General features: G+C 68.6%; 28 protein-coding genes. 10 read left to right on the forward strand and 18 right to left on the reverse strand.

Annotated elements, in window-relative coordinates:
• Nucleotides 1-346, forward strand: a 346-nt coding sequence (locus tag LFM09_RS00005; RefSeq protein WP_414094105.1) for a hypothetical protein, incomplete at its 5' end; no start/stop codon positions are given.
• Nucleotides 347-349: 3 nt separating this feature from the next.
• Here the strand turns inward: LFM09_RS00005 and LFM09_RS00010 are convergent.
• From LFM09_RS00010 to LFM09_RS00040, 7 genes are all read right to left on the reverse strand, one after another.
• Nucleotides 350-682: an NUDIX hydrolase gene (locus LFM09_RS00010; RefSeq protein WP_414094106.1), complete on the reverse strand. Its 333-nt coding sequence runs from the start codon at nt 680-682 to the stop codon at nt 350-352.
• Between the two features lie 193 nt (nt 683-875).
• Entirely contained in the window at nt 876-1,220 is a 345-nt protein-coding gene (locus tag LFM09_RS00015) for an RNA polymerase-binding protein RbpA (protein WP_030470277.1), read from the reverse strand.
• A gap of 66 nt (nt 1,221-1,286) precedes the next feature.
• Complete coding sequence (secG, locus tag LFM09_RS00020) at nt 1,287-1,526, reverse strand: preprotein translocase subunit SecG (protein ID WP_089958273.1); 240 nt, start codon at nt 1,524-1,526, stop codon at nt 1,287-1,289.
• Nucleotides 1,527-1,782: 256 nt separating this feature from the next.
• On the reverse strand, nt 1,783-2,571 hold the full coding sequence (gene tpiA, locus LFM09_RS00025; protein WP_414094107.1) for a triose-phosphate isomerase: 789 nt from the start codon (nt 2,569-2,571) through the stop codon (nt 1,783-1,785).
• Nucleotides 2,571-3,764: a phosphoglycerate kinase gene (locus LFM09_RS00030; protein WP_414094108.1), complete on the reverse strand. Its 1,194-nt coding sequence runs from the start codon at nt 3,762-3,764 to the stop codon at nt 2,571-2,573. Before LFM09_RS00030 ends, tpiA begins: the two co-directional genes overlap by 1 nt.
• A 17-nt stretch (nt 3,765-3,781) precedes the next feature.
• On the reverse strand, nt 3,782-4,786 hold the full coding sequence (gap, locus tag LFM09_RS00035) for a type I glyceraldehyde-3-phosphate dehydrogenase (RefSeq protein WP_414094109.1): 1,005 nt from the start codon (nt 4,784-4,786) through the stop codon (nt 3,782-3,784).
• A gap of 114 nt (nt 4,787-4,900) precedes the next feature.
• On the reverse strand, nt 4,901-5,110 hold the full coding sequence (locus tag LFM09_RS00040; RefSeq protein ID WP_414094110.1) for a hypothetical protein: 210 nt from the start codon (nt 5,108-5,110) through the stop codon (nt 4,901-4,903).
• A gap of 124 nt (nt 5,111-5,234) precedes the next feature.
• On the opposite strand from LFM09_RS00040, the gene LFM09_RS00045 reads away from it, so the two are divergent.
• Complete coding sequence (locus LFM09_RS00045) at nt 5,235-7,589, forward strand: ATP-binding protein (protein WP_414094111.1); 2,355 nt, start codon at nt 5,235-5,237, stop codon at nt 7,587-7,589.
• Here the strand turns inward: LFM09_RS00045 and LFM09_RS00050 are convergent.
• Nucleotides 7,586-8,473, reverse strand: coding sequence for an LLM class flavin-dependent oxidoreductase (locus LFM09_RS00050; RefSeq protein ID WP_414094112.1), 888 nt, complete (start codon nt 8,471-8,473; stop codon nt 7,586-7,588). The two genes, LFM09_RS00045 and LFM09_RS00050, sit on opposite strands and share 4 nt — an antisense overlap.
• A gap of 87 nt (nt 8,474-8,560) precedes the next feature.
• Here LFM09_RS00050 and LFM09_RS00055 point away from each other — a divergent pair, with 87 nt between their 5' ends.
• Nucleotides 8,561-9,016, forward strand: a complete 456-nt coding sequence (locus tag LFM09_RS00055; RefSeq protein WP_414094113.1) for a MarR family winged helix-turn-helix transcriptional regulator — start codon at nt 8,561-8,563, stop codon at nt 9,014-9,016.
• Between the two features lie 4 nt (nt 9,017-9,020).
• On the opposite strand, the gene whiA is transcribed toward LFM09_RS00055, so the two are convergent.
• The 7 genes from whiA to LFM09_RS00090 all read right to left on the reverse strand — a co-directional run bounded on the left by whiA (nt 9,021) and on the right by LFM09_RS00090 (nt 16,262).
• Entirely contained in the window at nt 9,021-10,007 is a 987-nt protein-coding gene (gene whiA / locus LFM09_RS00060) for a DNA-binding protein WhiA (RefSeq protein WP_109637858.1), read from the reverse strand.
• Nucleotides 9,998-10,966 (reverse strand): gluconeogenesis factor YvcK family protein, encoded by a 969-nt coding sequence (locus LFM09_RS00065; RefSeq protein WP_414094655.1) that lies wholly within the window; start codon nt 10,964-10,966, stop codon nt 9,998-10,000. Before LFM09_RS00065 ends, whiA begins: the two co-directional genes overlap by 10 nt.
• A 5-nt stretch (nt 10,967-10,971) precedes the next feature.
• On the reverse strand, nt 10,972-11,829 hold the full coding sequence (gene rapZ / locus LFM09_RS00070; RefSeq protein ID WP_414094656.1) for an RNase adapter RapZ: 858 nt from the start codon (nt 11,827-11,829) through the stop codon (nt 10,972-10,974).
• A 1,003-nt stretch (nt 11,830-12,832) separates the two neighbouring features.
• Nucleotides 12,833-14,734, reverse strand: coding sequence for an excinuclease ABC subunit UvrC (uvrC, locus tag LFM09_RS00075; protein WP_414094114.1), 1,902 nt, complete (start codon nt 14,732-14,734; stop codon nt 12,833-12,835).
• Nucleotides 14,735-14,776: 42 nt separating this feature from the next.
• Nucleotides 14,777-15,244 carry a Rieske (2Fe-2S) protein gene (locus LFM09_RS00080; RefSeq protein WP_414094115.1) on the reverse strand — a complete coding sequence of 156 codons (468 nt, stop codon included), beginning with the start codon at nt 15,242-15,244 and terminating at the stop codon, nt 14,777-14,779.
• A 109-nt stretch (nt 15,245-15,353) separates the two neighbouring features.
• The gene (locus LFM09_RS00085; RefSeq protein WP_414094657.1) at nt 15,354-15,593 is read right to left on the reverse strand and encodes a Rieske (2Fe-2S) protein; all 240 of its coding nucleotides are present in this window, start codon (nt 15,591-15,593) and stop codon (nt 15,354-15,356) included.
• Between the two features lie 174 nt (nt 15,594-15,767).
• Nucleotides 15,768-16,262, reverse strand: coding sequence for a hypothetical protein (locus LFM09_RS00090; RefSeq protein ID WP_414094116.1), 495 nt, complete (start codon nt 16,260-16,262; stop codon nt 15,768-15,770).
• Nucleotides 16,263-16,644: 382 nt separating this feature from the next.
• Here LFM09_RS00090 and LFM09_RS00095 point away from each other — a divergent pair, with 382 nt between their 5' ends.
• Together LFM09_RS00095 and LFM09_RS00100 are read left to right on the forward strand one after the other, a co-directional pair.
• Nucleotides 16,645-18,078 carry a helix-turn-helix domain-containing protein gene (locus LFM09_RS00095; RefSeq protein ID WP_414094117.1) on the forward strand — a complete coding sequence of 478 codons (1,434 nt, stop codon included), beginning with the start codon at nt 16,645-16,647 and terminating at the stop codon, nt 18,076-18,078.
• On the forward strand, nt 18,078-18,554 hold the full coding sequence (locus LFM09_RS00100) for a hypothetical protein (protein ID WP_414094118.1): 477 nt from the start codon (nt 18,078-18,080) through the stop codon (nt 18,552-18,554). Before LFM09_RS00095 ends, LFM09_RS00100 begins: the two co-directional genes overlap by 1 nt.
• On the opposite strand, the gene LFM09_RS00105 is transcribed toward LFM09_RS00100, so the two are convergent.
• On the reverse strand, nt 18,551-20,227 hold the full coding sequence (locus LFM09_RS00105; protein WP_414094119.1) for an AfsR/SARP family transcriptional regulator: 1,677 nt from the start codon (nt 20,225-20,227) through the stop codon (nt 18,551-18,553). The genes LFM09_RS00100 and LFM09_RS00105 overlap by 4 nt on opposite strands.
• Before the next feature lie 49 nt (nt 20,228-20,276).
• Between LFM09_RS00105 and LFM09_RS00110 the strand changes: the two genes are divergently transcribed.
• Genes LFM09_RS00110 through LFM09_RS00120 form a run of 3 tightly spaced genes read left to right on the forward strand, consistent with a single transcriptional unit; the run spans nt 20,277 to nt 22,516 of the window.
• Entirely contained in the window at nt 20,277-21,182 is a 906-nt protein-coding gene (locus LFM09_RS00110) for an alpha/beta fold hydrolase (protein WP_414094120.1), read from the forward strand.
• 15 nt (nt 21,183-21,197) lie between these two features.
• Nucleotides 21,198-21,659, forward strand: a complete 462-nt coding sequence (locus LFM09_RS00115) for a hypothetical protein (RefSeq protein WP_414094121.1) — start codon at nt 21,198-21,200, stop codon at nt 21,657-21,659.
• Nucleotides 21,656-22,516 carry a hypothetical protein gene (locus LFM09_RS00120; protein ID WP_414094122.1) on the forward strand — a complete coding sequence of 287 codons (861 nt, stop codon included), beginning with the start codon at nt 21,656-21,658 and terminating at the stop codon, nt 22,514-22,516. The genes LFM09_RS00115 and LFM09_RS00120 overlap by 4 nt, the downstream gene beginning before the upstream one ends.
• A gap of 39 nt (nt 22,517-22,555) precedes the next feature.
• Here the strand turns inward: LFM09_RS00120 and LFM09_RS00125 are convergent, their stop codons facing one another.
• Entirely contained in the window at nt 22,556-22,747 is a 192-nt protein-coding gene (locus LFM09_RS00125; RefSeq protein ID WP_414094123.1) for a S1 RNA-binding domain-containing protein, read from the reverse strand.
• 178 nt (nt 22,748-22,925) lie between these two features.
• Between LFM09_RS00125 and LFM09_RS00130 the strand changes: the two genes are divergently transcribed.
• Together LFM09_RS00130 and LFM09_RS00135 are read left to right on the forward strand one after the other, a co-directional pair.
• Nucleotides 22,926-23,888, forward strand: coding sequence for a helix-turn-helix transcriptional regulator (locus tag LFM09_RS00130; RefSeq protein ID WP_414094124.1), 963 nt, complete (start codon nt 22,926-22,928; stop codon nt 23,886-23,888).
• Nucleotides 23,885-24,799 (forward strand): sigma-70 family RNA polymerase sigma factor, encoded by a 915-nt coding sequence (locus LFM09_RS00135; RefSeq protein WP_414094125.1) that lies wholly within the window; start codon nt 23,885-23,887, stop codon nt 24,797-24,799. The genes LFM09_RS00130 and LFM09_RS00135 overlap by 4 nt, the downstream gene beginning before the upstream one ends.
• Here the strand turns inward: LFM09_RS00135 and LFM09_RS00140 are convergent.
• Nucleotides 24,759-26,525 carry a LamG-like jellyroll fold domain-containing protein gene (locus LFM09_RS00140; RefSeq protein ID WP_414094126.1) on the reverse strand — a complete coding sequence of 589 codons (1,767 nt, stop codon included), beginning with the start codon at nt 26,523-26,525 and terminating at the stop codon, nt 24,759-24,761. The genes LFM09_RS00135 and LFM09_RS00140 overlap by 41 nt on opposite strands.
• Nucleotides 26,526-26,558: the final 33 nt, after the last annotated feature.

A 26,558-nucleotide genomic window follows, 5' to 3' on the forward strand; every position in this document is an offset into this window, starting at 1 on the left:
CGTGCTGGTGCTCGACAAGGACAACATCCAGCCCGGCGAGGACCTCACCGCGACCGGTTCCGGATGTCCCAAGGGCGCTGCGGTGACGCTGAAGTCGCTCGGTCAGGACGTCGGCAAGGCGGTAGCGGACGACGACGGCAAGTTCACGTCGCCGGTGAAGTTCGCGAGCATCGAGCCCGGCCGGCACAAGGTGCGCGCCGAATGCGGCATCACCCTCGTCGGCAACGTCGACGTGACGCTCTCCAGCTCGTCCGGAGGCACCACCAGCACGCTCGTCGTGCTGCTGTTCTTCCTGCTGATCGGTGCCGCGATGCTGCGCCGCCAGTTCACCGGGCTGCGCCGCTAGTCCTCAGTGCTCGATCAGGCCGCCGACCGGGACGGGAGCCACGTGACCGGTCGGCGGGAGGGTGCGAGCCAGCGCGAGACCGATGTCGACCAGCGATGACCGGCGAAGGCGAGCGACGTCGGGGATCGGCGTCCAGGCCGGCTCGCCGGTCTTGCCGTTCGGCTCGGGCTGCGGCGTGCCGCTCGTGATCCGGACCTGGTAGAAGACGCCGACGTTCTGGTGCGGGGGCGAGCCGGGCACACGGCGTTCGGCGGCCGGGATCACCCTGGAGTCCACCCCCAGCAGACGCTCGGCCACCGCGTCGCAGCCGGTCTCCTCCGCGAACTCGCGGATCACCGCGTCGAACGGGTCCTCGCGTTCGTCGCCGCCGAACTCAACGACCGCCCACGCAAAACGCTCGGCTGGGACACCCCAGCCGAGCGCTTGATCAAGCTCCTGGCCCAAGCCAGTTGATCAGTTGTGTTGCGACGACCCCTGGAATTCGCCCAGTAGAGGGGGCCTTTCGCGGTTGATCCTATTGAGCCAAGACTTACGGCTCTTCACGCTGACGGCGCAGCTTGGCGAGAGCCTCTTCGAGGATCGCCTCACCGTCCGCGTCGGAGCGCCGCTCCTTCACATACGCAAGGTGCGTCTTGTACGGCTCGTTGCGCGGAGGCGCGGGTGGCGTCTGCTCGTCCCGCCCTGCAGGCAGGCCGCAACGCGGGCAGTCCCAGTTCTCCGGCACCTCCGCGTCGACCGCGAAAGAAGGCCGGGACTCGTGACCGTTCGCGCACCAGTACGACACCCGACGGCGGGGCGCGGACTCGCCGCGCTCCGATTCGCCCATCGGGCCTGCGCCGACGCGGGTACCGCGAATCGCGTTACCACCGGACATCGACCGTTACACCCCCACCAAGTGGTTACCCCAAGCCCCGAAGGGCTTCTGCCGCTGAACGGTTGATCAGGCTCCGGGGAGCTTGATCAGCAGCCCGATACCCACGATGGCGATGACCCAGACCGCGCCGACGAAGAGCGTCAGGCGGTCGAGGTTCTTCTCGACGACGGAGGAACCGGACAGACTCGACTGCATACCGCCGCCGAACAGCGAGGACAGGCCGCCACCACGGCCGCGGTGCAGCAGCACGAGCAGCACCAGCAGCACGCTGGAGACGATCAACAGGATCTGCAGGAACAGGATCATTTCTTCCTCGCTGTCAGGCAGCCGACGCCATAGAGTACCTGTTCGACTGCCGAACGTGTGCACCAGTTGGGGTTTGGAGTAGGTGCGGTGGCCACCAACCTTAGCCGTCTCTTTCGGCGCTCAGCAGGGCACCTCGCGGCACCGGCCCCGCGCCCCCATGTGCCCGATATGAGGACGCGGGGCCGGCACCACGATGCACCCGTCTGCCCGTCGAAAGAGCGGGCCAAGGTTGGTGGCCACCACACCTGAGATCGACTTAGGGTAGAGGCCCGCCTGCGGCAAGCGCACACAGCTTGGTGAATTCGTCCGCCTGCAGGCTCGCACCGCCGACCAATGCGCCGTCGATGTCCTTCTGCGCGATCAGCTCACCGATGTTCGACGACTTCACGGAACCGCCGTAAAGCACGCGAACAACAGCCGCGGTCTCCTCGCCGTACTTCTCCGCCACGAAGGAACGGACCAGCGAGCAGACCTCTTGCGCGTCGGCGGAAGATGCCGTGCGACCGGTGCCGATCGCCCAGACCGGCTCGTACGCGAACACGATCTTCGCGACCTGCTCGGCGGTGAAACCGGCCAGCCCGTCCTCCAGCTGCTGGCGGACCAGCTCCAGGTGGCCCTTGGCCTCGCGGACGTCGAGCTTCTCGCCGAAGCAGAAGATCGGGGTGACCTCGTGCTTGAGCGCCGCCTTGACCTTCGCGTTGACGATCGCGTCCGTCTCGCCGTGGTACTCACGGCGCTCGGAGTGCCCGACGACGACGTAGTGGCAGGCCAGCTTCTTCAGCATCGGGCCGGACACCTCACCGGTGTACGCACCGGAGTCGTGCTGCGAGATGTCCTGCGCGCCGTACTTGATGAGGAGCTTGTCGCCGTCGACCAGCGTCTGGATGCTGCGGATGTCGACGAACGGCGGGAGAACGGCCACCTCGACCTTGGCGAAGTACTTCTCCGGCAGGGAGAAGGCGATCTTCTGCACGAGGCCGATCGCTTCGAGGTGGTTGAGGTTCATCTTCCAGTTGCCCGCGATGAGCGGGAGCCGGGCTGCCATCACGCCTCCAAAACGCTGATGCCGGGGAGTTCCTTGCCCTCGAGGAACTCCAGGGACGCACCACCGCCGGTGGAGATGTGCGAGAAACCGTCCTCGGGCAGACCCAGGGCACGCACGGCCGCGGCGGAGTCGCCACCGCCGACGACGGTGAAGGCGTCCGAGTCGACCAACGCCTGGGCGACCGCGCGGGTTCCGCCGGCGTACTCGTCGATCTCGAACACGCCCATCGGACCGTTCCAGAAGACGGTGCGAGCGTCAGCCAGCTTCGACGCGAACAGCTCCTGCGACTTCGGGCCGATGTCCAGGCCCATCTTGTCCGCCGGGATGGCGTCGGAGCCCACGACGTCGTGCTCCGGCTTGCCGAACTCCGACGTGACCAGCACGTCGACCGGCAGCACGAGCTCGACACCGCGCTTCTCGGCCTCGGCGAGGAAGCCGCTGACCTGGTCGAGCTGGTCTTCCTGCAGCAGCGACGTGCCGACCTCGTGGCCCTGGGCCTTGAGGAACGTGTACGCCATGCCGCCGCCGATGAGCAGCCGGTCGACCTTGGTCAGCAGGTTCGCGATGACGCCGAGCTTGTCGGACACCTTCGCGCCGCCGAGCACCACGACGTACGGGCGCTCCAGGTCGTCGGTGAGCTTGCGCAGCACACCGAGCTCGGCGTCGACGAGACCGCCGACGTACGCGGGCAGCTTCTTCGCCACGTCGTAGACCGAGGCCTGCTTGCGGTGCACGACACCGAAACCGTCGGACACGAACGCGTCCGCGAACGAGGCCAGCTCCTCGGCCAGTTCGGCGCGCTCCGCGTCGTCCTTCGAGGTCTCACGGGCGTCGAAGCGCACGTTCTCCAGCATCACGACGCCACCGTCGGTCAGCGCGCCGACCACGGAGGTGGCGGACGGGCCGACGAGGTCAGCGGCCAGCGCGACCTCGGCACCGAGCAGCTCGCCGAGGCGAGCGGCGGCCGGAGCCAGGGAGAACTTGGGGTCCGGCTCGCCCTTGGGGCGGCCGAGGTGAGCGGTGACGATCACGCGGGCGCCCGCGTCGGCGAGCGCCTTGATCGTCGGCACCGACGCGCGCACGCGGCCGTCGTCGGTGATCTTGTCTCCGTCGAGGGGGACGTTCAGGTCGGCGCGCACCAGGACGCGCCGACCCGCGACACCCTCGGCGAGCAGGTCGCTGAGAGTCTTCACTGACTTTTCGCCCCTGCTCAGATCTTCGAGGCGACGAGCTTGACCAGGTCCGCGAGGCGGTTGGAGTAGCCCCACTCGTTGTCGTACCAGCCGACGACCTTGACCTGGTTGCCGATGACCTTGGTCAGCGGCGCGTCGTAGATGCACGAGTGCGGGTCGGTGACGATGTCGGCCGACACGATCGGGTCCGTCGAGTACTTCAGGATGCCGGCCAGCGGGCCCTCGGCGGCGGCCTTGTACGCGGCGTTGACCTCGTCGATCGTGACCTCGCGCTTGAGCGTGACGGTCAGGTCGGTGGCCGAGCCGGTGGGGATCGGCACGCGCAGCGCGTAGCCGTCGAGCTTGCCCTGCAGCTCCGGCAGCACGAGGCCGATGGCCTTCGCGGCGCCCGTGGAGGTCGGGACGATGTTCAGCGCGGCGGCGCGGGCGCGGCGGAGGTCGCCGTGCGGCGCGTCCTGCAGGTTCTGGTCCTGCGTGTACGCGTGGATCGTGGTCATGAGGCCCTGCTCGATGCCGAAGCTGTCGTGCAGCACCTTGGCCAGCGGCGCGAGGCAGTTCGTGGTGCAGGACGCGTTCGAGATGATCGTCTGCGAACCGTCGAACTTGTCCTCGTTCGCGCCGATGACGACGGTGAGGTCCTCGTTCTTGGCCGGCGCGGAGATGATGACCTTCTTGGCGCCGCCCTCGTCCACGTGCGAGCGGGCCTTGGTGGCGTCGGTGAAGAAGCCGGTCGACTCGACGACGACGTCGACGCCGAGGTCCTTCCACGGCAGCTTGCCGGGGTCGCGCTCGGCCAGCGCCTTGATGACCTTGCCGTCTACGGAGATGCCCTCGTCGGTGACCTGCACGTCAGCGTCCAGACGACCGAGAATGCTGTCGTACTTGAGCAGGTGCGCCATGGTGGCGACGTCACCGAGGTCGTTGAACGCGACGATCTCGATGTCGTGGCCGCCGGCACGCACCGCGCGGAAGAAGTTGCGGCCGATCCGGCCGAAACCATTGACACCTACACGAACCGTCACGACGGACTCCTTGCGTTCGACTGGCAGGAACGAGCCCACCCTATCTGTCGAACTGCGCCGCTGGTCACGCGGATAACGAGCATCTCTTGATCGAGCCAGTAAAACTCGCTCTGATTAGGCCGTTCGGCGGCGCAGCGCCCGGAGCATCCAGAGGTACGCGCTCAGCTCCTCCGCAGCCTCGGCGGCGGTCCGGCACGCCTCGGGGCTGTCCTCCTTCGCGTCCCGGCCGACGACGGCCGCGATGCGCGTGAGCCACTCGTCCACCACCTCCCGGTCCTGCGGCGGCACGAGAGGCGTTCTGGTCTGGCGAACCTGTGATGTCATGACCGGACCTCCTGAATCGGTGGCGGCGGCACCGTTCGAGATCATGTCCACGGCTCGAAGGACCGTTCAATACCCCGAAACAGCGGGTGTTACGGACCGTTACACGCCGGTACGGTCATTCCTCATGACGGCCAATGCCGCCTGCGTGACATGTGGAAACCCGCTCACCGACGCGGCCTCCGGTCGTCGTTACTGCTCCAACGCGTGCCGTCAGCGTGCGTACCGTTCGCGTACCTCCGCCCGTGACGAATCCCCTGCCGACTCCGCCCTGCCCGCGCCGCTCGACACCTTCGTGGGCCGCCGCGAGGAGCTGGCCGCGCTGGCGCGGCTCGGCGCGGAGCACCGGCTGGTCTCGCTGGTCGGCCCGGCGGGCGCCGGCAAGACCAGGCTGGCCGTCCAGTACGTCGGCAAACGTGCAGATCAGGTGTGGTGGGCGGTGCTCGCCTCCGCGTCCGACGTCGTCCAGGCGATCTACCACGCGGTGGGCGCCCACCCGTTGCCGAACCGCTCGGTGCGCGACGCCGTCATCGCCGAGGTCGAGCAGCACCGGCGGCCGCTGCTCGTGCTGGACAACTGCGAGCACCTGCTGGCCGACGTCGCCGACGTGGTCTCGGAGCTGCTGGCGTGCTGCCCGCGCCTGCGGGTCCTGGTGACCTCACGTGAGCCGCTGCGCCTCGCCGGCGAGCAGGTCTTCGCGCTCGGCGAGCTGGAGTCGCCGCCGGTGGGATCGGATGTTTCCGAGGCCCTGCGTTACGACGCGGTGCTGCTGTTCCGCGATCGTGCCGTCTCAGTAGACCGCTCGTTCGAGATCGACTCCTCGAACGTCGCCGACGTCGTGGCCGTCTGCCGCTCGCTCGACGGGATGCCGCTGGCGATCGAACTGGCCGCGCGCCGCATCACCGTCCTGTCCCCCGCCGACGTCCTGGCCAGGCTCGGTGATCGCCTGGCGCTGCTGACGGCGGGCCCGCGCGCATCCGACGACCGTCACCGCACTCTGCGCGCCGCGATCGGGTGGAGCTACGACCTGCTGCCCGAGCCAGAGCAGGCGGCTTGCCGTCGTCTCGCCGTGCTGGGCGTGCCGTTCGATCTGGGCGTCGCAAGCGCGGTGTGCGACGTGCCGGACGCGCTGGATTTGCTGACCAGCCTGGAGCAGAAGTCGCTGCTGGTCGTCGACCGGGTGGCCGGCCACACCACGTTCCGTCAGCTGGAGTCGATCCGCCTGTACTGCCGCGAACGCGCGGTCGAGGCCGGCGACGTCTCGTTCGTGGCCGACCGCGTGGTGGACTGGGTGTGTTCGGTCGTGGAGCCGGAGATCTCGTCGTTCTTCCCGTCACCGCGCGTGGTGCTGCGGCTGGACCGCAACATCGGCCTGATCGAGCTGGCCGTGGCGCGCACCGCCGAGGCCGGCGACTGGGCCCGCCACGCGCTCACGGCCGTCGCCACGGCCTGGACCTCGACGCCACGTGGCCCGCGCGGCGCTCCCACCGAGCTCCTGCACCGCGCGCTGTCGCAGCCGATGCCCTCGCCGTACCGCAGTGTGCTCACCGTGCTCGCCGCGATGCACCACCGGATCCGCGGCGGCTGGCACGTGACCAAGCGGTTCGCCCAGGAGTCAGCGGCCATCGAACGCGCCGACGGGGGCCGCCCCGGCACGCTGGCCCGTGCGCTGGAGGTGCTGGCCTCCGCCGAGGCGCACACCGGGAACCCCGCACTGGCCTGGGAGCTCTTCGACCAGGCCGTGGAACTCCTCCGGGCGTCCGACGACAAACTCGCGCGCGGCATGCTGCTGAACTCCTACGGCTGGACGTTGCTGCAGCACGGACACGCGGATCTGGCCGCGCCTCTGGTTCGCGAGGCGCTGACGCTGGTGCGGCTGATGGGCCTGCCGCACATGCTCAACCCGACGCTGCACACCGCGGGCGCCATTGCGTTGGCGCGCAAGAGTTATCCCGAGGCCGTCGCCCTGTTCCGGGAGAGTCTCGAGGTCGGGTCCGAGCATCCGATGGACCAGTTCTACGACCTCGAAGGGCTCGCACTCGGGTTGGTCGGGGTGGGTTCTGACGACGAGCGCGCCTTGTCCTTGCTGACGGCTGCTTCCGTTGTCCGGACTCGGTACGACTTCCGCGCTGAGCCCTACTGGCAGGACTTGCTGGAGGAGGCCCGCCTGGTCTGCCGCGAGCGGATCACGGCCGGGCGGCTGCGTGCCGCGGAGTCGACCGGCGAGCGGATGTCGTTGGCACAGGCCATTTCCTACGCGCTGACGGCTCGCCCGGTCGCCGAGGACGACGACGGGCTGATCTCCGCGCGCGAGCTGCACGTGGCGACGTTGGTGGCGGAGGGGCTGACCAATCGCCAGATCGGGCAACGGCTGGGGATCTCGCCCCACACCGTTGCCCGGCACGTGACGCACGCCCGGACCAAGCTGGGGCTGCGGTCGCGGGCTCAGCTCGCGGTGTGGGCGGGGCGCCACACGCCCTAGGTGCGAAGCCTGCTCAGGTCGTCGAGCAGGGCGAGGCCGGTCCGGTACGGCACGCCGCCCTGGACGAAGTCCCAGAAGACCTCGTCCACGCCGAGGTCTTGGAGTTTCGCCAGGTCTCCCTTGAGCTGCTCCGGTGATCCGGCCAGCACACCGCGGCCGTCCTCGTCGATCGGATCGGCGGTGACGGCGCCGTTCGCGCGGACCACGATCCGGCCCGGGTTTTCGCTCGCCTGGTGGAAGGTGGCGATCTGCTGTTCCAGCGACGCCCAGTCGATCCCGGCGGGGTTGAACCCGAGTCCCAGGCGCCCGGCCCGTTCGACGGAGGCCGTCGCGCCTGGCATGGCCGCGATGATGATCTCCGGACCCGCGGGGTGCACCGGCTTCGGCCCGACCTCCGACTTGGGGATGCGGTAGAAGCGGCCCTCGTAGCTCACCGGGTCCGTGCCCCAGGTGGCGCGCAACGCCTCGATGAACTCCTCGAACCCGGCGCCGCGGCGGCGCATCGGCACGTTCGACGTGGCGAACTCCTCCGCCGACCAGCCCTGGCCCAGCCCGACGATCAGCCTGCCGCCGCTGAACTGGTCGAGTGTCGCGAGCTGGCGGCCCAGCGCGACCGGGACGTGGAAGAGCGCGTCGATGATGCTGGTGCCGAGGCGGATCTTGCTGGTGTGCGCGGCGACGTAGGTCAGCGTTTCCAACGGCGAGTAGACGTTGCCGTAGTAGGACGGCAGTTGCGGTCCCTGCTCGGGTTCCAGTGGGCGCAGCAACCGTTCCAGCACCCAGAGCGAGTCGAAGCCAAGCTCCTCCGCACGTTGCGCGAACTCCACGATCGTCTTCGGATTCGCTTCCGCGCCCAGCTGTGGCAGGGCCAGTCCGAGTTTCACAGCGCACCCCTGTTTCGCAGGTTAGTTGGTCGGCCAACTAAAACGGTACCAGCTTTGTTGGTCGGCCAACTAAGTTAGGCTGACCAGGTGGATTCCGCGGGTGAGCTGATCGACTTCGGCCTGGGTGAGTCAGTCGGGCGTGCGCTGGGCCGTGCCGTCCGGCGGCATCGGCTGGTGGCGGCTGAATTGCTGAAGCCGTTCGGGCTGTTCCCCGGCCAGGAGTTCGTGATGATGCACCTGTGGCGGACAGGCCCGGTCCGCCAGGCCGGCCTGATCCGCGGCCTCGGCGTGGACGCCTCGACCGTGACGAAGATGCTGGCGCGGCTGGAAAAGGCCGGTCAGATCACCCGCACCACGTGCGCGGACGACCGGCGGGCGTTGCTCGTCGAGGCGACGCCCGCCAGCCTGGAGCTCCGGCAGTCGATCGAGAAGGCGTGGGCGGAGCTGGAGGACCGCACCGTCGCCACGTTGAGCGACGAGGAGCAGACGCAGCTCTCCGCGCTGCTGAACAAGGTGGCGGAAGGGCTGCGGCAGTGCCCCTGACCGGTCAGACCTCGGCCTCGAGCATCTCCGCCGTGACCGCCGACTCCGTGTCCGGCAGCCCGAGGTCCTTGGCGCGCTTGTCCGCCATCGCCAGCAGCCTGCGGATCCGGCCGGCCACCGCGTCCTTGGTCATCTGCGGGTCGGACAGCTGGCCGAGCTCCTCCAGCGACGCCTGGCGGTGCGCGAGCCGGAGCTGACCGGCAGCGGCCAGGTGATCCGGTGCCTCCGGGCCGAGGATCTCCAACGCGCGCGCCACCCGTGCGGCCGCAGCGACCGCGGCACGGGCCGAACGGCGGAGGTTCGCGTCGTCGAAGTTCGCGAGGCGGTTCGCCGTCGCCCGGACCTCACGCCGCATCCGGCGCTCTTCCCACGCGAGCACGCTGTCGTGCGCGCCGAGCTTGGTCAGCATCGCCCCGATGGCGTCGCCGTCCCTTATCACCACGCGCTCGGCCCCGCGGACCTCACGCGACTTCGACGAGATGCCCATCCTGCGCGCCGCGCCGACCAGGGCGAGGGCCGCCTCCGGGCCGGGGCAGGTGATCTCCAGCGACGAGCTGCGACCCGGTTCGGTCAGCGAGCCGTGCGCCAGGAAAGCACCGCGCCACGCGGCTTCCGCGTCACAGACACCACCCGACACGACCGGCGCGGGCAGACCGCGCACAGGCCGTCCGCGCGGGTCGAGCAACCCGGTCTGACGCGCCAGACCCTCGCCGTCCTTCACCACGCGCACGACGTACCGGGTGCCCTTGCGCAGCCCGTTCGACTGGATGGTGAAGACCTCGGCGTGGTGGCCGTAAAGCGCCTGGATCTCCTTGAGGAGCCTGCGAGCGGCCGAACCGAGATCGAGCTCGGCTTCAACGACCACCCTGCCGGACACGATGTGCAGGCCACCGGCGAACCTGAGCAGCGACGACACCTCCGCGCGGCGGCAACAGGTCTTGGATACCGCGAGCCTGCTCAGCTCGTCCTTGACCGCCGACGTCATCGCCACGGGCTTGTCCCTCCCACTCCGGTCTCATCGACCACCTGCCTCAGGCAACCGGCCAGTGCCTCCGGATCATGCCGCTCGGCGGCGTCCGGTGCGGCGATCTTGGCCAGATGCGTACGCGCGCCCAGTGCCGAGGCGGCTCGCGTCAACCGGTCCGGGGTGGGGACCGAGTCGACGTCCGCGATCACCGCGTCCACCTTCAGCTCGGGTGCGTGTTCGCAGACTACGTCCAAATGGCGCTCCGGAGAGAAACCAGCAGTTTCGCCCGGTTGGGGGACAAGATTGAGCACCAGGACCTTTTTGGCCCGCGTGTGAGTGAGCGCGTCGAGCAGTTCGGGCACCAGCAGATGCGGCAACACGCTGGTGAACCACGATCCGGGTCCGAGTAGCACGAGATCGGCCCCAAGTACAGCCTGTACTGCTTCCGGGCAGCCGACAGGTCGCCCGTTCGGGGCAGTAAGCCTGATCCGCTGCACCAGCCCCGGCGTGGTCGCGATGGCGACCTGCCCCCGGATGCGCCGCACGTCCTTCTCGTCCTCGTCGAGGCCCATGACGTCCGCCTCGATGTCCAACGGCTCGTTGGACATCGGCAGCACACGACCTTTGACCCCGAGGAGCTTTCCCGCGGTTTCGAGCACCTGCACGGGATCGCCGAGCTGCTCGAGCAGCCCGGCGAGCACCAGATTCCCGACGGCGTGACCGGCCAGCGCACCCGTGCCACCGAACCGGTGCTTGAAGAGGGAGGTCCAGAGCACGCTCTGCTCGTCCTCCCCCGCCAGCGCCGCCATCGCCTTGCGCAGATCACCCGGCGGCAACAGGTCCGAGATCTCCCGCCTGAGGCGTCCCGACGAGCCCCCGTCGTCCGCAACGGTCACCACGGCCGTCACGTCGTCGGTGACTTTCTTCAGCGCACTCAGCGTCGCGTGCAACCCGTGCCCACCGCCCAGAGCAACAGCCTTCAACTTCGTCACTCGCGTCCCAGATCCCTGTGCACAACCTTGACCGCCATGCCGTCTTCACTAGCCAACCGTGCAGAGAGTTCTTCTGACAGGGCCACACTGCGGTGCTTGCCACCGGTGCACCCGATCGCGAGCGTCAGGTAGCGCTTGCCCTCCCTGCGGTAGCCGGCCCCGATGAGCCGGAGCAGCTCGTGGTACCGGTCGAGGAACTCCTCCGCCCCTTCCTGGCTCAGCACGTAGTTGCGCACCTCGCCGTCGAGCCCGGTCTGTTCCCGCAGCTCCGGGATCCAGAACGGGTTGGGCAGGAACCGCACGTCCATGACCAGGTCGGCGTCCATCGGCAGCCCGTACTTGTACCCGAAGCTCAGCACGGTGACCCGCGTCCTGCTGGCCGCCTCGGTGCCGAACGTGTCCTCGATCTTGGCCCGCAACTGGTGGATGCTGAGTGCCGACGTGTCCAGCACCAGGTCGGCTTCCTGCTTGAGCGGCGTCAACAGAATCCGCTCGGCCTCGATGCCGTCGTGCAGCCTCCCGTCACCCTGCATCGGGTGACCCCTCCGCACCGCTTCAAAGCGGCGGATCAGCACGTCGTCCGTGGCCTCCAGGAACAGGACGCGCGGCTTGTACCCGCGCGCGTCCAGGTCCTTGATGATGGACGCCAGGTCCTCGGTGAACGCGCGACTCCGCACGTCCATGACGACCGCGACCCTGGTGATGGCCCCACGCGCCTGCGCGCCGAGCTCGACCATGGTGGCGATGAGTTCCGGGGGCAGGTTGTCGACGACGAACCAGCCGAGGTCCTCCAGGCACTTGGCCGCGGTGCTGCGGCCCGCACCGGACAGCCCGGTCACCACGGCGACTTCGATGCCGGACTTCTCCGCGTTCACGACTACGACTCCGTTACCTGTTCATGAGCGCCTGGCGCTCTCGTTTGGGTCTCGCTGTGTGTCGAGCACAGTGCTCGGGCACAGTGCTCGGGCACTGCGTGTCGAGCGCTGTGTGTTGGGCACGACCCGCGCGCCCTCCCAGAGTCTCCACTGCCTCGGCCCTCGCGCGCGGCAGGTTCGGCAGTTGAGACGCCCGCGCCGTGGCCGCGGTCACGATCCTCGCCCGGCCTTCCTGCCGCGCGCAGGGCGGGTGAGGTTGCCGGGACCGGTGCGCCGAATGAGGCCGTCGTGACCTTCTGGCTGCGGAACGTGCGGGCAGCGGAACGTGCGGGCTGCGGAACGTGCGGGCTGCGGAACGTGCGGGCTGGTGCGCACATCGAACCTGACGCGATCCGGTCCAGCTCGTCGCCAAACGTCATGAGCACCTCCCACCGCGTCCGCCCGGCAGCCGAACACCACAGCCTGGTGATGCGACGAGACCCCGGCCGTCGACCTGCAGACCGGACATCCCCGTACCTCGGACGGGTGAACCTCGTCCGGATCCACGCTTGCGGCCGTCTGTCTGATGTCCGGAAACCATGGTCATCTTCCTCCCCGCAGGAGGAAGGGGCGGGCGGGCGCGGACAGGACGGAGGCACGACGCGGCACGACGACACGACGACACGACGGCACCACGGCACGACGGCACGACGGCACGACGGCACGACGGCACGGACAACGAAGCCGGACACGAACCGACCCAACCAGCGAAGGCGCCGACGATGGGGCCGATGGATCATGCGACATCACGCTCACGCCAGCATGGACGGCTCGGCGGGCGCGGACCGGACGGACGGGAGGCACGAACAACGAGGCCGGACGCGAGCCGGCCCAACCGGAGAAAGGCACCGGCGATGGAACCGTTGAGGGGTGCGGAATCACGCCCACGCCGCCATCAGACGACTCGGCAGGCGACGTCGCGCACGCGCGGCAAGCCACGGCCTCAGGGCTTCCCCTCGGCGGAGGCCAGGGTGGCGACCACGGCCTCGGCGGTGCGGCGACCCACCCCCGGCACCTCGCTCACCTCGTCCACAGTGGCCTGTCGCAGCTTCCGCACCGACCCGAAGTGCTTGAGCAGCGCGGCTTTCCGCGTCTCCCCCAACCCAGGCACATCATCGAGCTCGGACGCGATCATGCGCTTCGAACGCTTCTGCCGGTGGTACGCGATGGCGAACCGGTGCGCCTCGTCGCGCACCCGCTGCAGCAGGTACAGGGCATCGCTGGTCCGCGGCAGGATCACCGGGTCCACCTCGCCCGGCACCCAAACCTCCTCCAGCCGCTTGGCCAACCCGACCACGGCCACGTCGGTGATGCCCAGCTCGGCCAGCACGTCGGCCGCGGCGGCGGCTTGCGGTGCGGCGCCGTCGACCACCAGGAGATTGGGCGGGTAGGCGAACTTGCGGGGCTTGCCGGTGTCCGGGTCGATGCCCGGATTCGGGCCGCCGGACGCCGTTTCGCGCAGCATCGCCTGGAAGCGGCGGCGGACCACCTCGGCGATCGAGGCCACGTCGCCTTCGGTGGCGGCCTCGCGGATGGCGAAGCGGCGGTACTCGGACTTGCGGGCCAGGCCGTCCTCGAAGACGACCAGGGAGGCGACGACGTCGGTGCCCTGGACGTGGCTGATGTCGATGCACTCGATGCGCAAGGGGGCGGTGTCGAGGGCCAGGGCCTCTTGCAGTTCGCCCAGAGCGGCGGAGCGGGCGGTCAGGTCGCCGGCTCGGCGGAGCTTGTGCTGGGCGAAGGCTTCGGAAGCGTTGCGCGCCACGGTTTCCATCAGGGCTCGCTTGTCGCCGCGCTGAGGAACGCGCAGCGCGACTCGGGAGCCGCGTTGTTCGGAGAGCAGGTCCTCCAGCGCAGCAGCGTCGTCAGGTAGCACGGGCACGAGGACCTCGCGCGGGGTGCTTTCGGTGTTGTCGCCGTAGAACTGCATGATGAACTGGTCGACCAGGCCCGCGTCGTCGAGGGCTTCCACCTTGTCGAGCACCCAGCCGCGCTGGCCGCGCACCCGGCCGCCGCGGACGTGGAAGACCTGGACCGAGACTTCGAGCTCGTCCTGCGCGAACGCCATCACGTCCGCGTCCGTGCCGTCGCCCAGCACCACCGCCTGCTTTTCCATCGCGCGGCGCAGGGCACCCAGGTCGTCGCGCAGACGGGCCGCGCGTTCGAACTCCAGCTCCTCGGCGGCAGCAGCCATCTCGCGTTCGAGGCGACGGATCATGTTGTCCGTCTTGCCCGCCAGGAAGTCGCAGAAGTCGAGCACGATCGCGCGGTGCTCGTCCGCGGAAACCTTGCCCACGCAAGGCGCCGAGCACTTGTCGATGTAGCCGAGCAGGCACGGGCGCCCGATCTGCCCATGACGCTTGAAAACCCCGGCAGAACAAGTGCGCGCCGGGAACACGCGCAGCAGCAGGTCCAAAGTCTCGCGGATCGCCCACGCGTGCGCGAACGGTCCGAAGTAACGCACGCCCTTCTTGCGCGGACCGCGATACACGTGCAACCGCGGATAGTCCTCGTGAAGAGTCACCGCCAGCACCGGGTACGACTTGTCGTCGCGGTAGCGGACGTTGAAGCGCGGGTCGAACTCCTTGATCCAGTTGTATTCGAGCTGCAGCGCCTCGACCTCGGTGGCGACCACCGTCCACTCGACGGAGGCCGCCGTCGTCACCATCTGACGGGTGCGCGGGTGCAGGCCGGCCAGATCCGCGAAGTACGAGTTCAGCCTGCCGCGCAAGCTCTTCGCCTTGCCGACGTACACGACCCGGCCACCGGCGTCGCGGAACTTGTAGACGCCGGGAGCCTCGGGAATCGTGCCCACAGCGGGGCGATACGTCGCGGGATCTGCCACGCCGTCAAGACTAACGACGCGGTCTGACAAAAACCGAAAGGGTCACGTCAGGACGACCTGGTCGCCCTCCACTCGAACTCCGACCGCACGCAACGCCGAAGTCGCGGGCCCCTTCTTCACGGAGCCGTCGGCCACACCGAACTCGCTGCCGTGCGAAGGACAAGTGATGGTTCCGCCGGAAGGCTCGGCCACGGTGGAGCCCTGGTGCGTGCACGTCGCGTCGTAGGCCTTCACCTCAGTGGCCGAGATCCGCGCGACGACGATCTTCTTGCCACCGGGACCGTCGACCAGCGCACCGCCGCCCTCAGGCACGTCGGCCAACGCGACCAGCGCGGTACCGGGCGTACCCGCGGAACCCGTGGAGCCTGTGGAACCCGTGGGCGCCGAACCCTGAGTCGGAGCAGAAGAAGAACCAGAACTGCACGCGGTCACGAGCCCGCTGGGCACGGCGAGGGCGACCACGATTCCGCAAAGCGCCGCCCGCCTGCTGACCAGGCTTTCGCTGTTCACGACCGTTCCTCCGGAGTGGTGGTGGGTGTTCGGGGTCACACCACAGCATTACGCGAACCGGTCAGCGAGAGTTCAGTCAGAGGCCCAATGCACAGCAACCTCACAGGTCTCAGGCAAGCACCAAATCCTCACCCGAGACCACAAGAGCGACCTCAGTCAGCCCGGAAGTCGCAGGTCCTTTGCGGACCGCACCAGAAACGGGGTCGAAAGCGCTCCCGTGCAACGGGCACGTGATGACGCCACCGGCAGGAGGGTTCACCAAAGAGCCCACGTGCGGGCAGGCGGGGTTGAAAGCGCGGAATTCACCCGATCGAGGCTGCACGAGCAACAGCTGGGCGTTGCCGGGCATGTCCACCAGCACGCCGCTGCCAACAGGGACAGAAGCAGCAGAAGCCACCCGATCCCCGGGCCGGGCGGTGCCGACACCGCCCGTCTTGCGAGGAGCGGGCTCGCCACAGGCGCTCAGAGCGGCAGCGAGCCCACACAACAACAGAGAACGTCGATCCAGAGACACGAACAGGAATTATCGGCGCTGGTCCTCAGCGGCAGCCGTCCGGGCCAGTGCGAGCACGGCGGTGAACGGCGGGAACCAGTGCCGCGAGTGCGACGGCGGGTTCGCCCACCGCAGCGATCCGTACCTGGTCATCGTGGGTGGCAGCGCGATCCGGTGCGGCGAGCGCACGAACTGGACCTCGGGCGGCGCCTTGAGGTGCGTCGGCAGCAACGCCACCAGCTCGGCCAGGAAGATCCAGTGCTCGCGGGGGCCGGGGATGACGGTGACGGGACCGGCGAGCATGCGCGACTTCAGGTCCGCCAGCACGCGCGACCCGATGCGCGCCGGCATCGCCAGAGCTGTCGTGGCAGGTCCTAGAGGTAGGAACACACCCTGCTCGGTGACGCTCACCTGCCAGCCGAGCAACCGGTAACCGGCGACGGCCTCGCCGATCGCTCGATCGTGTCCCCTGTTCTGAGGGATCCCGGCACTCCCTGTACCGGTCTCCGCGGTCGTGAGGCTCATCGGCGGTCGTCCTCCCCGTTCGTGGGTCAGGCACTGCCAAAACCGCGGGGATCGGCCCGCGACCTGACGTTGTGCAGGGTGCGTCGCCGTGAGCGCTAACACCACTCGGCCGTTGCATGGGCTTCATGCAGCGGACGTATGAAGGTCATCCGCCACACGGGGGTACCGGGACTGCGACACGCGAATCCATTACGTCTTATGCATGAGATGGATGGACTGACGATCACAGCTCCGTACACTTGGGAAACGCTCAGTGACGGGGGCGATGCCGATGGATACCGCGAGACCCAAATCCAGGCGCGCTTGCCCGTGTGGAGCGTTCATCGCCGCTGACAACACCGATCGGCTGTGTCACCGCTGCCGCCGCAACGCTCGTTCCGACGTGCACGGACCCCCTGCCGTCCCGGATGACTTCTGGGACCACCCCGCGGTCACGGCCGCCTGCGCCGACCGCGACATGGGTGCGCTGATCTCCGCGTACCGGCATCACCCGCAGCACCTGAGCCGGGTCAGCCAGGACCGCATGGCGGGCTGGCTCGGCATCAGCCAGGCGCAGTTGTCGCGCTACGAGTCCGGTGAGAACCAGATCGACCGCCTCGACCGGCTGCGCCACTTCGCGCTCGTGCTCGGTGTACCGGGCGAACGACTGTGGTTCGACCGAGTCGTCATCCCAGCTCAGGTGGGCTCCCCCGACACGGGCCCGCCAGATGTGCTCGCCGCCCCCTGGGAGGCGACGAGCATTGCCCGTTCGGTCGAGGAGACGGCGAGGAGCGACTTGGCGATCAGCAGACGAGCGGCGCTCACGGGGGCGGCCGCGGTGACGGTGGGATCCGCACTGGTCGAGCCTCTGCAGCGGTGGTTGCACCCCTTGCAGAACCTGTCGAAGTGGTCGTCGCACTCGGCGATCAGCGAGGAGGAGCTCCTCGCCCTGCAGCGCGTCGCGGACGGGTTGCGGGGCTGGGGCGGCCGGGGCGGATACGGACTGGCGCGCAAGGCCGTGCTGGGTCAGCTGGACGAGCTGGCCGAACGACTCGGCCGCGCGCCATCAGGCCCGACGACGGAACGCGCGTTCTTCATCGGCGCCGAGCTGTCCAAGGTGGCGGCGAGCATGTCGTTCGACGCGGGGCTGCACAACGCGGCCCAGCGCTACTACGTGCTGGCCATCCGGATGGCGAAGGCGGGCCACAACGACGGCTTCGCGGCCCTGTGCCTCGCGGCGATGGCGCGGCAGATGTTCGACCTCGGCCGGCCCGAGGACGGACTCGAGCTGGTCCAGCTCGGCCAGTACGGCACCCGCCGCACCGGCACACCAACGCTCAAGGCGCTGCTCCTCACGCGTGAGGCGTGGGCGTACGCGCAGATGGGCAAGACCCGCGAGTTCCACCAGGCCGTGGGCCTCGCACAGGACAGCTTTGCGCAGCGCAACGCGGACAACGAACCGCGCTACCTGCACAGCTTCGACGAGGCCGAGCTGGAGGGCGTGATCGGGGCGCGGTGCCGCGACCTGGCCATGCACGACCCGGCTCAGGCCGTGTTCGCCGAGCAACACATTCGGCGGGCACTGGAGCTGCGAGACCCGTCGAAGGTGCGCAACCGCGCGTTCGACGTGATCGGACTGGCGCGCACCAAGATGGTCGCGGGAGACCCGGAGGCGGCGTGCGGGTTGATCAACGAGGTCCTGCCGACAGCGGCGAAGCTCTCCTCGGGGCGCGTGCTCCGGAAACTGGAGGACTTCGCCAAGGAAGCGGCCACGCACCGCCACATCCGCGCAGTTCAGGAGACACGCGACGCGATCAGAGCGATCCGGACGGCCTGATGCGGGTCGGCGTCACCGGTCACATGAACCTGGTGCCTGAGTGCGTCCCGGCCGTGCAAGCCGCGATCACCGAGGTGCTGGAACGGCTCGGGCAACCCGTGGTCGGCGTGACGTGCCTCGCGCCGGGCGCCGACACGGTGTTCGCGCGGGCGGTGCTGGGCCTCGGCGGGCAGGTCGAGGTCGTGCTGCCGGCGCTGGACTACCGGGACAAGCTCAAACCGCACCAGGTCGCCGAGTACGACGAGCTGCGCGCGGCCGCCACGGTCGTCAGCGTGCTGCCGCACATGTCGTCCGGGCGGCTCGCGTACGTCGCCGCCAACGAGCGCATTCTCGCGTCCGTCGAGCTGCTGGTGGCGGTGTGGGACGGGGTGCCGCAGCAGGGCAAGGGCGGGACGGCGGACGTGGTGGAGCAGGCACGGGCGGAGGGCGTGCCGATCGAGGTCGTGTGGCCTGAGGGGGCGCGCCGGAAGTCCTAACGCGCGAACGTCATCATCGCGGTGTTGCCGCCGATGATCTCGCCGCGCACAGGCTCCAGCGCCTCCCTCGCAGCCGCAGCAAGCACCTCGTCCTCGATCTCGTCCGCGATGCGCGCGGTGATCGCCCACAGCACGTCGTAGAGGTGATCAGCGCGCGGCACGGGCAGGTCCACAACCGCCCGGCGAGCCGCCGCGACGTCGCCGTCAGCGAGGTGCAGCAGCGGCTCGGCCCAAGCCCGATACGGCCCCCAGTCGAGCGTGGGATCGGGTGGAAGCCCCATCGACAGCAACGCCAGCGGCAGAAACCCGGCCTCCACTCCGGGCATGCCCGACAGGTCCAACGCGCGGTACCCGGCTTCGTCCGGCGCCCGCATCAACCGGAAGCCCGACGTGAACACCTTCACCAACTGCGTCTCGTGGATGTCGGCCAGCCGCTCGACCGCCGCCGCATGACGCGACGCCGCCTCGAACTCCCCCACCGCCGAGTACGCCTGCATCGCCACGAGGTGCCCGAGGATCTCGTACGCGGGCAGGTCGTGCCGGGCAGCCACCTCGATCAGCTCCAAAGCGATCCCACGCCGTTCCGAAGACCGCCCAGGCCGCTGGAACGACTGCATGAACCGCGCGTTCAAAGCCACCACGAGCACTGAAGAATCCCCGAGCTCACGGGCAAGCCGTTCAGCCTCAAGAGCCGCTTCAAGTGCCCAAGCATCCCGCGTCCCCCGGTGCTCCAACGCGATGACGGCGAGCAACCGCGCCCGCAACGCGACAGGAGCGTCCGAGGGCAGGTCCCGCAACGTCCGCCGAGCCACCGAGACCAACGACGCCGCCTGCACGGGGTCGTCGCTCACGGTCCAGTTCGTCGGCACGTCGTAGGCCGTCAGAACGCGAGCAGTGAGCAGGGGATTGCCCAACCGGCCGGCCTCGACGACCGCGGCAAGGCGATCAGCCTGTGCCAGCGCCAAACCGCCCGTCAACGCGGCCTCCCCCGCGACCACGCTCGCGGACCGCAACCCGGCGTACCCACCGGTCCGGGCAACGGCATGACGAAGGATGTCGGACTCCGCACGATCCAGCTCAGGCACCGCATCCAGCCCGAACCGCGAGACCAGCCGATCACGAGCCGAGCGCAGCACTCGAAGCGCTTCGACCTGCCGTCCGTCCTGGTAGAGCGCGTGCGCCAGCAGAACCTGGGCCTTCTCCCGCCACGGATGCGCCTCAGCGAAAGACGAAAGTTCAGCGACCAACGACGCCCCACGGCCCTCGTCGAGCAGAGCGCGCGCACGCAGCTCCAACAGCCGTGCGCGCTCAGCCAACACCCACGGCGACGGATCGAGATCGGCGTAAGGCTCACCCCAGCTGACCGACAAAGGCGCTTCCTCGAACCGCCAGACGTCCACATCGGAAACCCGCAGCGCGTAGCCACGCCCAACGGTCTCGATCGCGCCAGACCCCAGAGCGCCACGCAGCTCCGACACGAACGTCCGCACCGCCCCCACCGCACCGGGGGGCGGGTCGTCCCAGAGGTCGGAGATCAGCGCCTCAACCGACACGACCCGGCCACGAGCGGCCACGAGACGACCGAGCACCTCACGACGACGTTTGCTGCCAACGACCACAACACGACCATCGGTGCCGACGACCACAACCGGCCCAAGCACCCTGATCTGCACAAACCCGATGCTAATCCGCTGCTGATCGGCCCGCCTGATCCTGGTTCCCATGAACACCCAGAAGATCCAGGTCGCCGACGGCATCGAGCTCAACACCGCCATCAGCGGCGAGGGCAGCCCGATCATCCTGTTGCACGGCTTCCCGCAGACCCACCTGATGTGGCGGCACGTGGCCCCGAAGCTCGCCGAGCACCACACCGTCATCTGCCCCGACCTGCGCGGCTACGGCGCCAGCAGCAAGCCGGAAGACGGCTACGACAAGCGGACGATGGCCAACGACATCATCGGCCTCGCCGACGCACTGCAGCTCGACGAGTTCGCGCTGATCGGCCACGACCGAGGGGTCCACGTGGCGATCCGCGCCGGCCTGGACCACCCGGATCGGATCAGCCACGTCGGCCTGCTCGACAGCCTCCCGGTCCTCGACACGTGGAACGTGCTGCACGGACGCGAGGCAGCAGTGGCGTTCCACCTCTTTCTGATGGCCCAGCCGGGGAACCTGCCCGAAACCATGATCGCCAACAGCGCCGACGCGTTCTTCGGCCACTTCCTCGACGCGTGGTCGAACAGGCCCTTCCCCGTCGACGTGAGGGCCGCATACCTCACGGCCTGCCGCGAGTCGGTGCCGTCGATCGTGGCCGACTTCAAAGCACTCGCGACCATCGACGTCGACCACGACCGCGCCGACCTCGAAGCAGGCAACAAACTGACCATGCCCGTCGCCGTGCTGCAGCAGGACTGGGGCAGCCAACTGGGGTTCGACGCGACCGCGATCTGGCGCCCGTGGGTCACCGATCTGCGGTTCTCGACCACGACCGCCGGGCACTTCATGGCCGAGGAGGCACCGGACGAGGTCGTCTCACTCATTCGAGACCTCGTTGGTCCAGTTGAGGGAAGTTCGTCGGCAACCGGACCAACTCAGGCGACAGGTCTGGCGGCCCACGGGGTGTGTTGATCACGATTTCGGGGCATGGCAGCCGATCCGTTCGCCCGCTTGGCCGACCGCCAGCACGCGCTGCGAACAGCACTACGCGCATTACAGGCAGCAGGACCCGGCAGCCCCGACTTCCCCGCGCTCTTAGCTGACACCGACAAAGAGGTCGAGGCCGTGATGCAGGCCCGCCGCGACGTCGAGGCGGCCCGGTTGACGGTGCCGAACCGGGCGATCGCCGCGGGCACGGCGGTCGCGGCCCTGATCGTGGTCATCGGCTGGTTCGACGGCTGGTCGCTGCTGTCGGTCGTGCTCGCGCTCGCCGTCGCGGCCGCGGTCCTCGTGGACCCGGTCGGCCGCAAGGTCTGGGAACCGCGCGCCAGGACAGCGGCGATCGCGGCGGCTCTCCTGGCCGTCTTGCTGACACCATTGGCGAACGGCTGGGCGGCGCTGGCCGTGCTGGCGGGCGTCGCGTGGTGGGCCTGGAGGACGTTGCGATGATGAACATCGACCCGGTGAAGGCACTCGACGACAAGGTCGAGCGGCTCAAGAAGGACATCAAGTCGCTGGGCAGCCGCATCGACAACGCGCAGACCGACGCCGCGCAACAACAACTCAGCACGACCAACGCGCTCCGCGACACCACCCGCAAGATCACCAAGACCAACGATCGCGTCACCGAGCTCGCCGAAAGCGTGCACCGGCTCGAACGGCTTCTCGTTGCCCTCAACCGGAAAGTGCGGGCCGGCGAGACGCAGAAGGCGGACTTCGACACCTGGCCGGAGATCGGCAAGCCGCTCATCGCCAGGATCCTCGCGGGCCAGGAAGCCTACGCGCGCAAGACGTTCACGCCGCAGGAAGCCAAGGACACCCGCAAGGCCATCGCCGAGTTCGACCGCAAGGCGCACGAGGCGATCGACGCCGCCGAAGCCCTCACGAACCTGCCACCCAACGCGGAATCGTTGTGGCGCAAGAAGTACAAGCAGTGGCGGACGATCACGCAACAAGAACGCCCGGAGGCACCGAACGACGAATCGCACGCCAAGGACACCGCTGCCAAGTCAGCGGGCAATGAAGCCGTCGCGGAGGCACGCGAACTGATCCGCGCCCGGATCGAGGACGCGGTCGCACGCGATCTGCTGTTCCCGGCGTGGTTCGAGAACATGCTCGGACCGGCCGCACCGCCCGGCAAAGCGGACGATTGGCTTTACACCGCAACGGATGTCGTGTTGTACCGGCTGTTGCACGACGTCACGAGTCCGGCGGACGCGCTCGGTCCGGCGCCCCAGGAACAGGGGCACCGCAGAAACCTGCACGACCGCCTCATCGTGGAGTGCGCGGACTACCGGAAGCCGTGACGAACTCGGGCAGGGCGCCTCTGCCCGAGTGATCACGTGTTAGGCCAGCTCAAGGCTGAACCGCTGCTGCTCCGCGTCCACCGCGAGCACCTTGACCTGCACCGAAGCACCTACCTCGGCCTGCTGGCCGTGCAGGAGCCCGTGTGCACCGGCGGGGTGTTCGACGAACGAACCGAACGGGACGGTCGAGACGACCTTCCCGGAGAAGACATCACCAACGTTGGGAAGCATTGCGCATCACCTCCTCTCCCAAGCGCGTTGTCCCAGAGGAAACGCGCGGGCTGGAGGGGCCCTGATCAAGTCAGGGCCGGGCAACCGTTCCGCTCACGGCACAAGGCCGACCCGGCAGTCATGACGCAACCCTAGCCAGCGCAGGCCGTTGTCCGCAATGGAATCTAAACTTCGTCACATGCTGGAGACGTCCGCACGGCTGCTGAAACTCCTCTCCCTGCTGCAGGTGCGGCGCGACTGGACGGGTCCCGAGCTCGCCGATCGACTGAGCGTCGACGTCCGCACGATCCGCCGCGACGTCGACAAGCTCCGCAGCCTCGGCTACCCCGTGACGTCACTGCCCGGCGCGACCGGCGGCTACCAGCTCGGCGCGGGCGCGGAACTCCCGCCGCTGCTGCTCGACGACGACGAAGCCGTTGCCGTGGCGGTGGGGCTCCGGACCGCCGCGAACGGCACGATCGCCGGCATCGAGGAGACGTCGGTCCGCGCGCTCACGAAGCTGGAACAGATCCTGCCGACCCGTCTACGCCGACGGGTCCAGGCACTCCAGGCCCACACCACTCCGTTGACCGCTGCCGGCCCGACCGTCGACCCGGAGACGCTGACGATCATCGCGGCCGCCTGTCGTGACCACCAGCAGCTGCGCTTCACCTACGCCCCAACGCAAGGCGAGCCGGCGAAACGACTCGTGGAGCCGCAAGGTCTCGTGCACACCGGGCGCCGCTGGTACCTCGTCGCGTGGGACGTGTCCAAAGAGGACTGGCGGACGTTCCGCGTCGACCGGATCACCACCGAACCCACGCTCGCCGCCCGCTTCACACCGCGCGAGCCACCGGCCGAGTCGCTGGCCGAGTTCGTCTCACGCCAGGTCGCGTCCAACGTCTACACCTACCAGGCGGTGCTGACGATCCACGCCCCGCTGCGCGAGGTCGCCGAACGCACGTCGCCGATGTCCGTGTCGCTCGAACCGATCGACGACAACTCCTGCCTGATGCGCACCGGCGCGGAGTCACTCGACCGGATGGTGTTCTACCTGCTGTTCATCGGGATCGACTTCGAGGTGCACGAGCCCCAGGAATTGTCAGACCACATCGGTACGCTCGTGACCAGGCTGCAGAAAGCGATCGGAGCACAGGCGTGACCGTGGACTTCGCGACCGCGGCGGACCCGTTCCGCCGCGAGTTGCTCGCGCACTGCTACCGGATGCTCGGCTCGTTACACGACGCCGAGGACCTGGTGCAGGAGACGTACCTGCGCGCGTGGAAGGCGTACGGCCAGTTCGAGGGCCGTTCGTCGGTGCGCACGTGGCTGTACCGCATCGCGACGAACGTCTGCCTCACCGCGCTCGACACCCGCTCCCGCCGGCCGTTGCCGTTCGGCCTGTCGACGAGCTCTTCGCAGGACGACCCGCTGACCCAGAACCACGAGATCCCGTGGCTGGAGCCGTTCCCGACCGATCCGGCTGCGATCGTCACCGAACGCGAGTCGACGCGGCTGGCGTTCGTCGCGGCGCTCCAGCACCTGCCGCCACGGCAACGCGCGGTGCTGATCCTGCGCGACGTCCTACGGCTGTCCGCCGCCGAGACCGCCGACCAGCTCGACATGACCGTCGCGGCCGTGAACAGCGCCCTGCAACGGGCGCACGCGCAGCTCAAGGACCTCACCGAGGAGTCGGTCACCGAGCCCGCGGAGGCGAAGGAACTGCTCGACCGGTGGGTGAAGGCGTTCGTGGCCAAGGACATCCCGGCGATCATCGGGATGTTCACCGAGGACGTCGTCTGGGAGATGCCGCCGTACCCGCAGTGGTACCACGGCCCGGACCTGGTGGCGTGGCACCTCGTCAACCAGTGCCCGGCCGTCCCGCACCGCGCCCGCATGCTCGCCGTGGAGGCGAACGGCCAGCCAGCGTACGGCCTGTACCTGCAGGACGGCGACGAGTTCCGGCCGTTCAACCTCCAGGTGCTGGAGATCAGGAACGACCGGATCGCGCGCGTCTCGTCGTTCTTCGACCTCAGTCTGTTCCAGCGGTTCGGGCTGCCTTCGACCGCATGAACTCGGAGCGGTCCAGCGGCCGGTTCACGACCCGCATGTCGCCGATCCAGCCGTGCAACGACTTCTCCACGATCTTGTTGTACGCGTAGGCCCCGACGAGCCACGGGTCACCGGCCGTGGAGATGCCCCGCGCGGGCGTGGAAGGGTTGCGCAGCAAGGGAGATCCATCGACATACATCGTTGTGTGGACGCCGTCGTTGACCACCGCGACGTGCCACCAGGTCTCGAAGTCCATCTCGTGACCCCAGTTCGTGGACAGCCCCGGCAGGTTGCGCGGGAACACCGCCCACTGCAGCCCGCCGCCACCCGCGAGGTTCAGCGTGGCGATCGGCTCGCTCGGGTCGTCCCCGGTCTTGCCGGCCGCACTACCGGGCGCGAGCTTGGTGAACAGGCCACACCACGGGTGGTTGAAGTCCTTGGGCAGCTTGAGGAACATCTCGATCGTGTACCCGCGCTCGAACGTCTGCCTGTTGATCGGCGCACTGTCCACAGTGGTCAGATAGCCGTTCTTGCCGAAGTACAGGCTGCGGTGTGATGGCGCGAACCTGGCGTGGTCGTCGGACGGTTCCAGCGCGCCGGTCTGCGTGAGGTCGTTCCCGTTGCCCGACAGGTCCTTCAGCCCCTCACCGAGCCGCCAGTACGCGACGGTTCCCCTGAGCAGGACATCCTTGACCGGCTGCGGGGGCGGCAGGACCGGCGGGTCGAAGCGCGCGAACCGCTGCTCGAAGTCGATCGGCACACTGAACCGGTCGACCGGCCCGGTCAGCTCGATCTCCTTGCGCTCCAACGGGTTTAGGGACCGCTTGCCGAGCAGCCACGGCGACAGCGTCCGCACGTCGATCGTCTTGCGATCGAGGTCGAAGTGGTAGAGCCGGATCATCGCGCCGCCACCGTAGTAGCGGTCCTGGTAGTTCGTGATGTGCACGTGCACGTCGTTACCCACGGCGTTGCGCATTGTCGCGCGCGCCGGCGGCCAGAAGTGCCCGTTCAACGTCAGGAAGATCTGGTCGTTGTCCTTGATCAGCTCGTCCCACAGCTTGCGCCCGTAGTCCGACATCGCCGCATTGCCATCGCCACCGTCATACACGAGCTCATGCGTCGTGAGGATGACCGGCAACTTCGCGTGCTGCTTCAGGATTGTGCGCGCCCACTCGAAACCCTTGGCGGACATGCGCCAGTCGAGCGCCAGGACCAGCCACTCCTTGCCGGCGGCCTTGAACACGTGGAACGAGTTGTACCCGTCCTGACTGGCTCCGCGGAACGTCGGCGAGTTGCGGAACCGCTGCGGCCCGAACTTGTCGAGGTACGGCGTGCGCCCACGCTGGTCGTCAGTGCGCGAGTCCGGCAGATCATGGTTGCCCGCGAGCACGCTGTACCCGACCCGCCACCGGTCAAGCACCTCGAACCGCTCGCTGATGTCGTCGATCTCGCTCTTCCGCGCGTTCTCGACGAGGTCACCGAGGTGACTGATGAAGACGATGTTCTCGGACTTCTGATGGTCGAGCAGGTACTGCAGCGTCGCCTTCAACGGCGCCGAGTCGCCGCGGTCGAGATCGAACATGTACTGCGTGTCCGGGATCACAGCAAGCGTGAACCTGCGCTTGTCAGCGTCCGGCCTGTGGCTGCCGACAACGATGTCAGCGCTTGCGTTCGCGGGCGTGACCAGGGCAGCAGCGGCAGCGGTCGCACCGGTGCCCAGCAGGAAAGAACGGCGGGACGCAGTCATGGCGCGGATCGTAAGTGCGCTTTACCAACACCA

The organism is Lentzea alba (genome assembly GCF_047445655.1).
GTDB lineage: Bacteria > Actinomycetota > Actinomycetes > Mycobacteriales > Pseudonocardiaceae > Lentzea > Lentzea alba_A.

Excerpts from the sequence above, each read along its gene's own strand:
- LFM09_RS00125 (WP_414094123.1), bottom strand. The coding sequence starts at position 22,747 with ATGCTTCCCAACGTTGGTGATGTCTTCTCCGGGAAGGTCGTCTCGACC.
- LFM09_RS00100 (WP_414094118.1), top strand. The coding sequence starts at position 18,078 with ATGCGGGTCGGCGTCACCGGTCACATGAACCTGGTGCCTGAGTGCGTC.
- LFM09_RS00110 (WP_414094120.1), top strand. The coding sequence starts at position 20,277 with ATGAACACCCAGAAGATCCAGGTCGCCGACGGCATCGAGCTCAACACC.
- LFM09_RS00045 (WP_414094111.1), top strand. The coding sequence starts at position 5,235 with ATGACGGCCAATGCCGCCTGCGTGACATGTGGAAACCCGCTCACCGAC.
- LFM09_RS00130 (WP_414094124.1), top strand. The coding sequence starts at position 22,926 with ATGCTGGAGACGTCCGCACGGCTGCTGAAACTCCTCTCCCTGCTGCAG.
- LFM09_RS00140 (WP_414094126.1), bottom strand. The coding sequence starts at position 26,525 with ATGACTGCGTCCCGCCGTTCTTTCCTGCTGGGCACCGGTGCGACCGCT.
- LFM09_RS00115 (WP_414094121.1), top strand. The coding sequence starts at position 21,198 with ATGGCAGCCGATCCGTTCGCCCGCTTGGCCGACCGCCAGCACGCGCTG.
- LFM09_RS00040 (WP_414094110.1), bottom strand. The coding sequence starts at position 5,110 with ATGACATCACAGGTTCGCCAGACCAGAACGCCTCTCGTGCCGCCGCAG.
- tpiA (WP_414094107.1), bottom strand. The coding sequence starts at position 2,571 with ATGGCAGCCCGGCTCCCGCTCATCGCGGGCAACTGGAAGATGAACCTC.
- LFM09_RS00015 (WP_030470277.1), bottom strand. The coding sequence starts at position 1,220 with ATGTCCGGTGGTAACGCGATTCGCGGTACCCGCGTCGGCGCAGGCCCG.
- LFM09_RS00120 (WP_414094122.1), top strand. The coding sequence starts at position 21,656 with ATGATGAACATCGACCCGGTGAAGGCACTCGACGACAAGGTCGAGCGG.
- LFM09_RS00085 (WP_414094657.1), bottom strand. The coding sequence starts at position 15,593 with ATGCCCGGCAACGCCCAGCTGTTGCTCGTGCAGCCTCGATCGGGTGAA.
- LFM09_RS00090 (WP_414094116.1), bottom strand. The coding sequence starts at position 16,262 with ATGAGCCTCACGACCGCGGAGACCGGTACAGGGAGTGCCGGGATCCCT.
- secG (WP_089958273.1), bottom strand. The coding sequence starts at position 1,526 with ATGATCCTGTTCCTGCAGATCCTGTTGATCGTCTCCAGCGTGCTGCTG.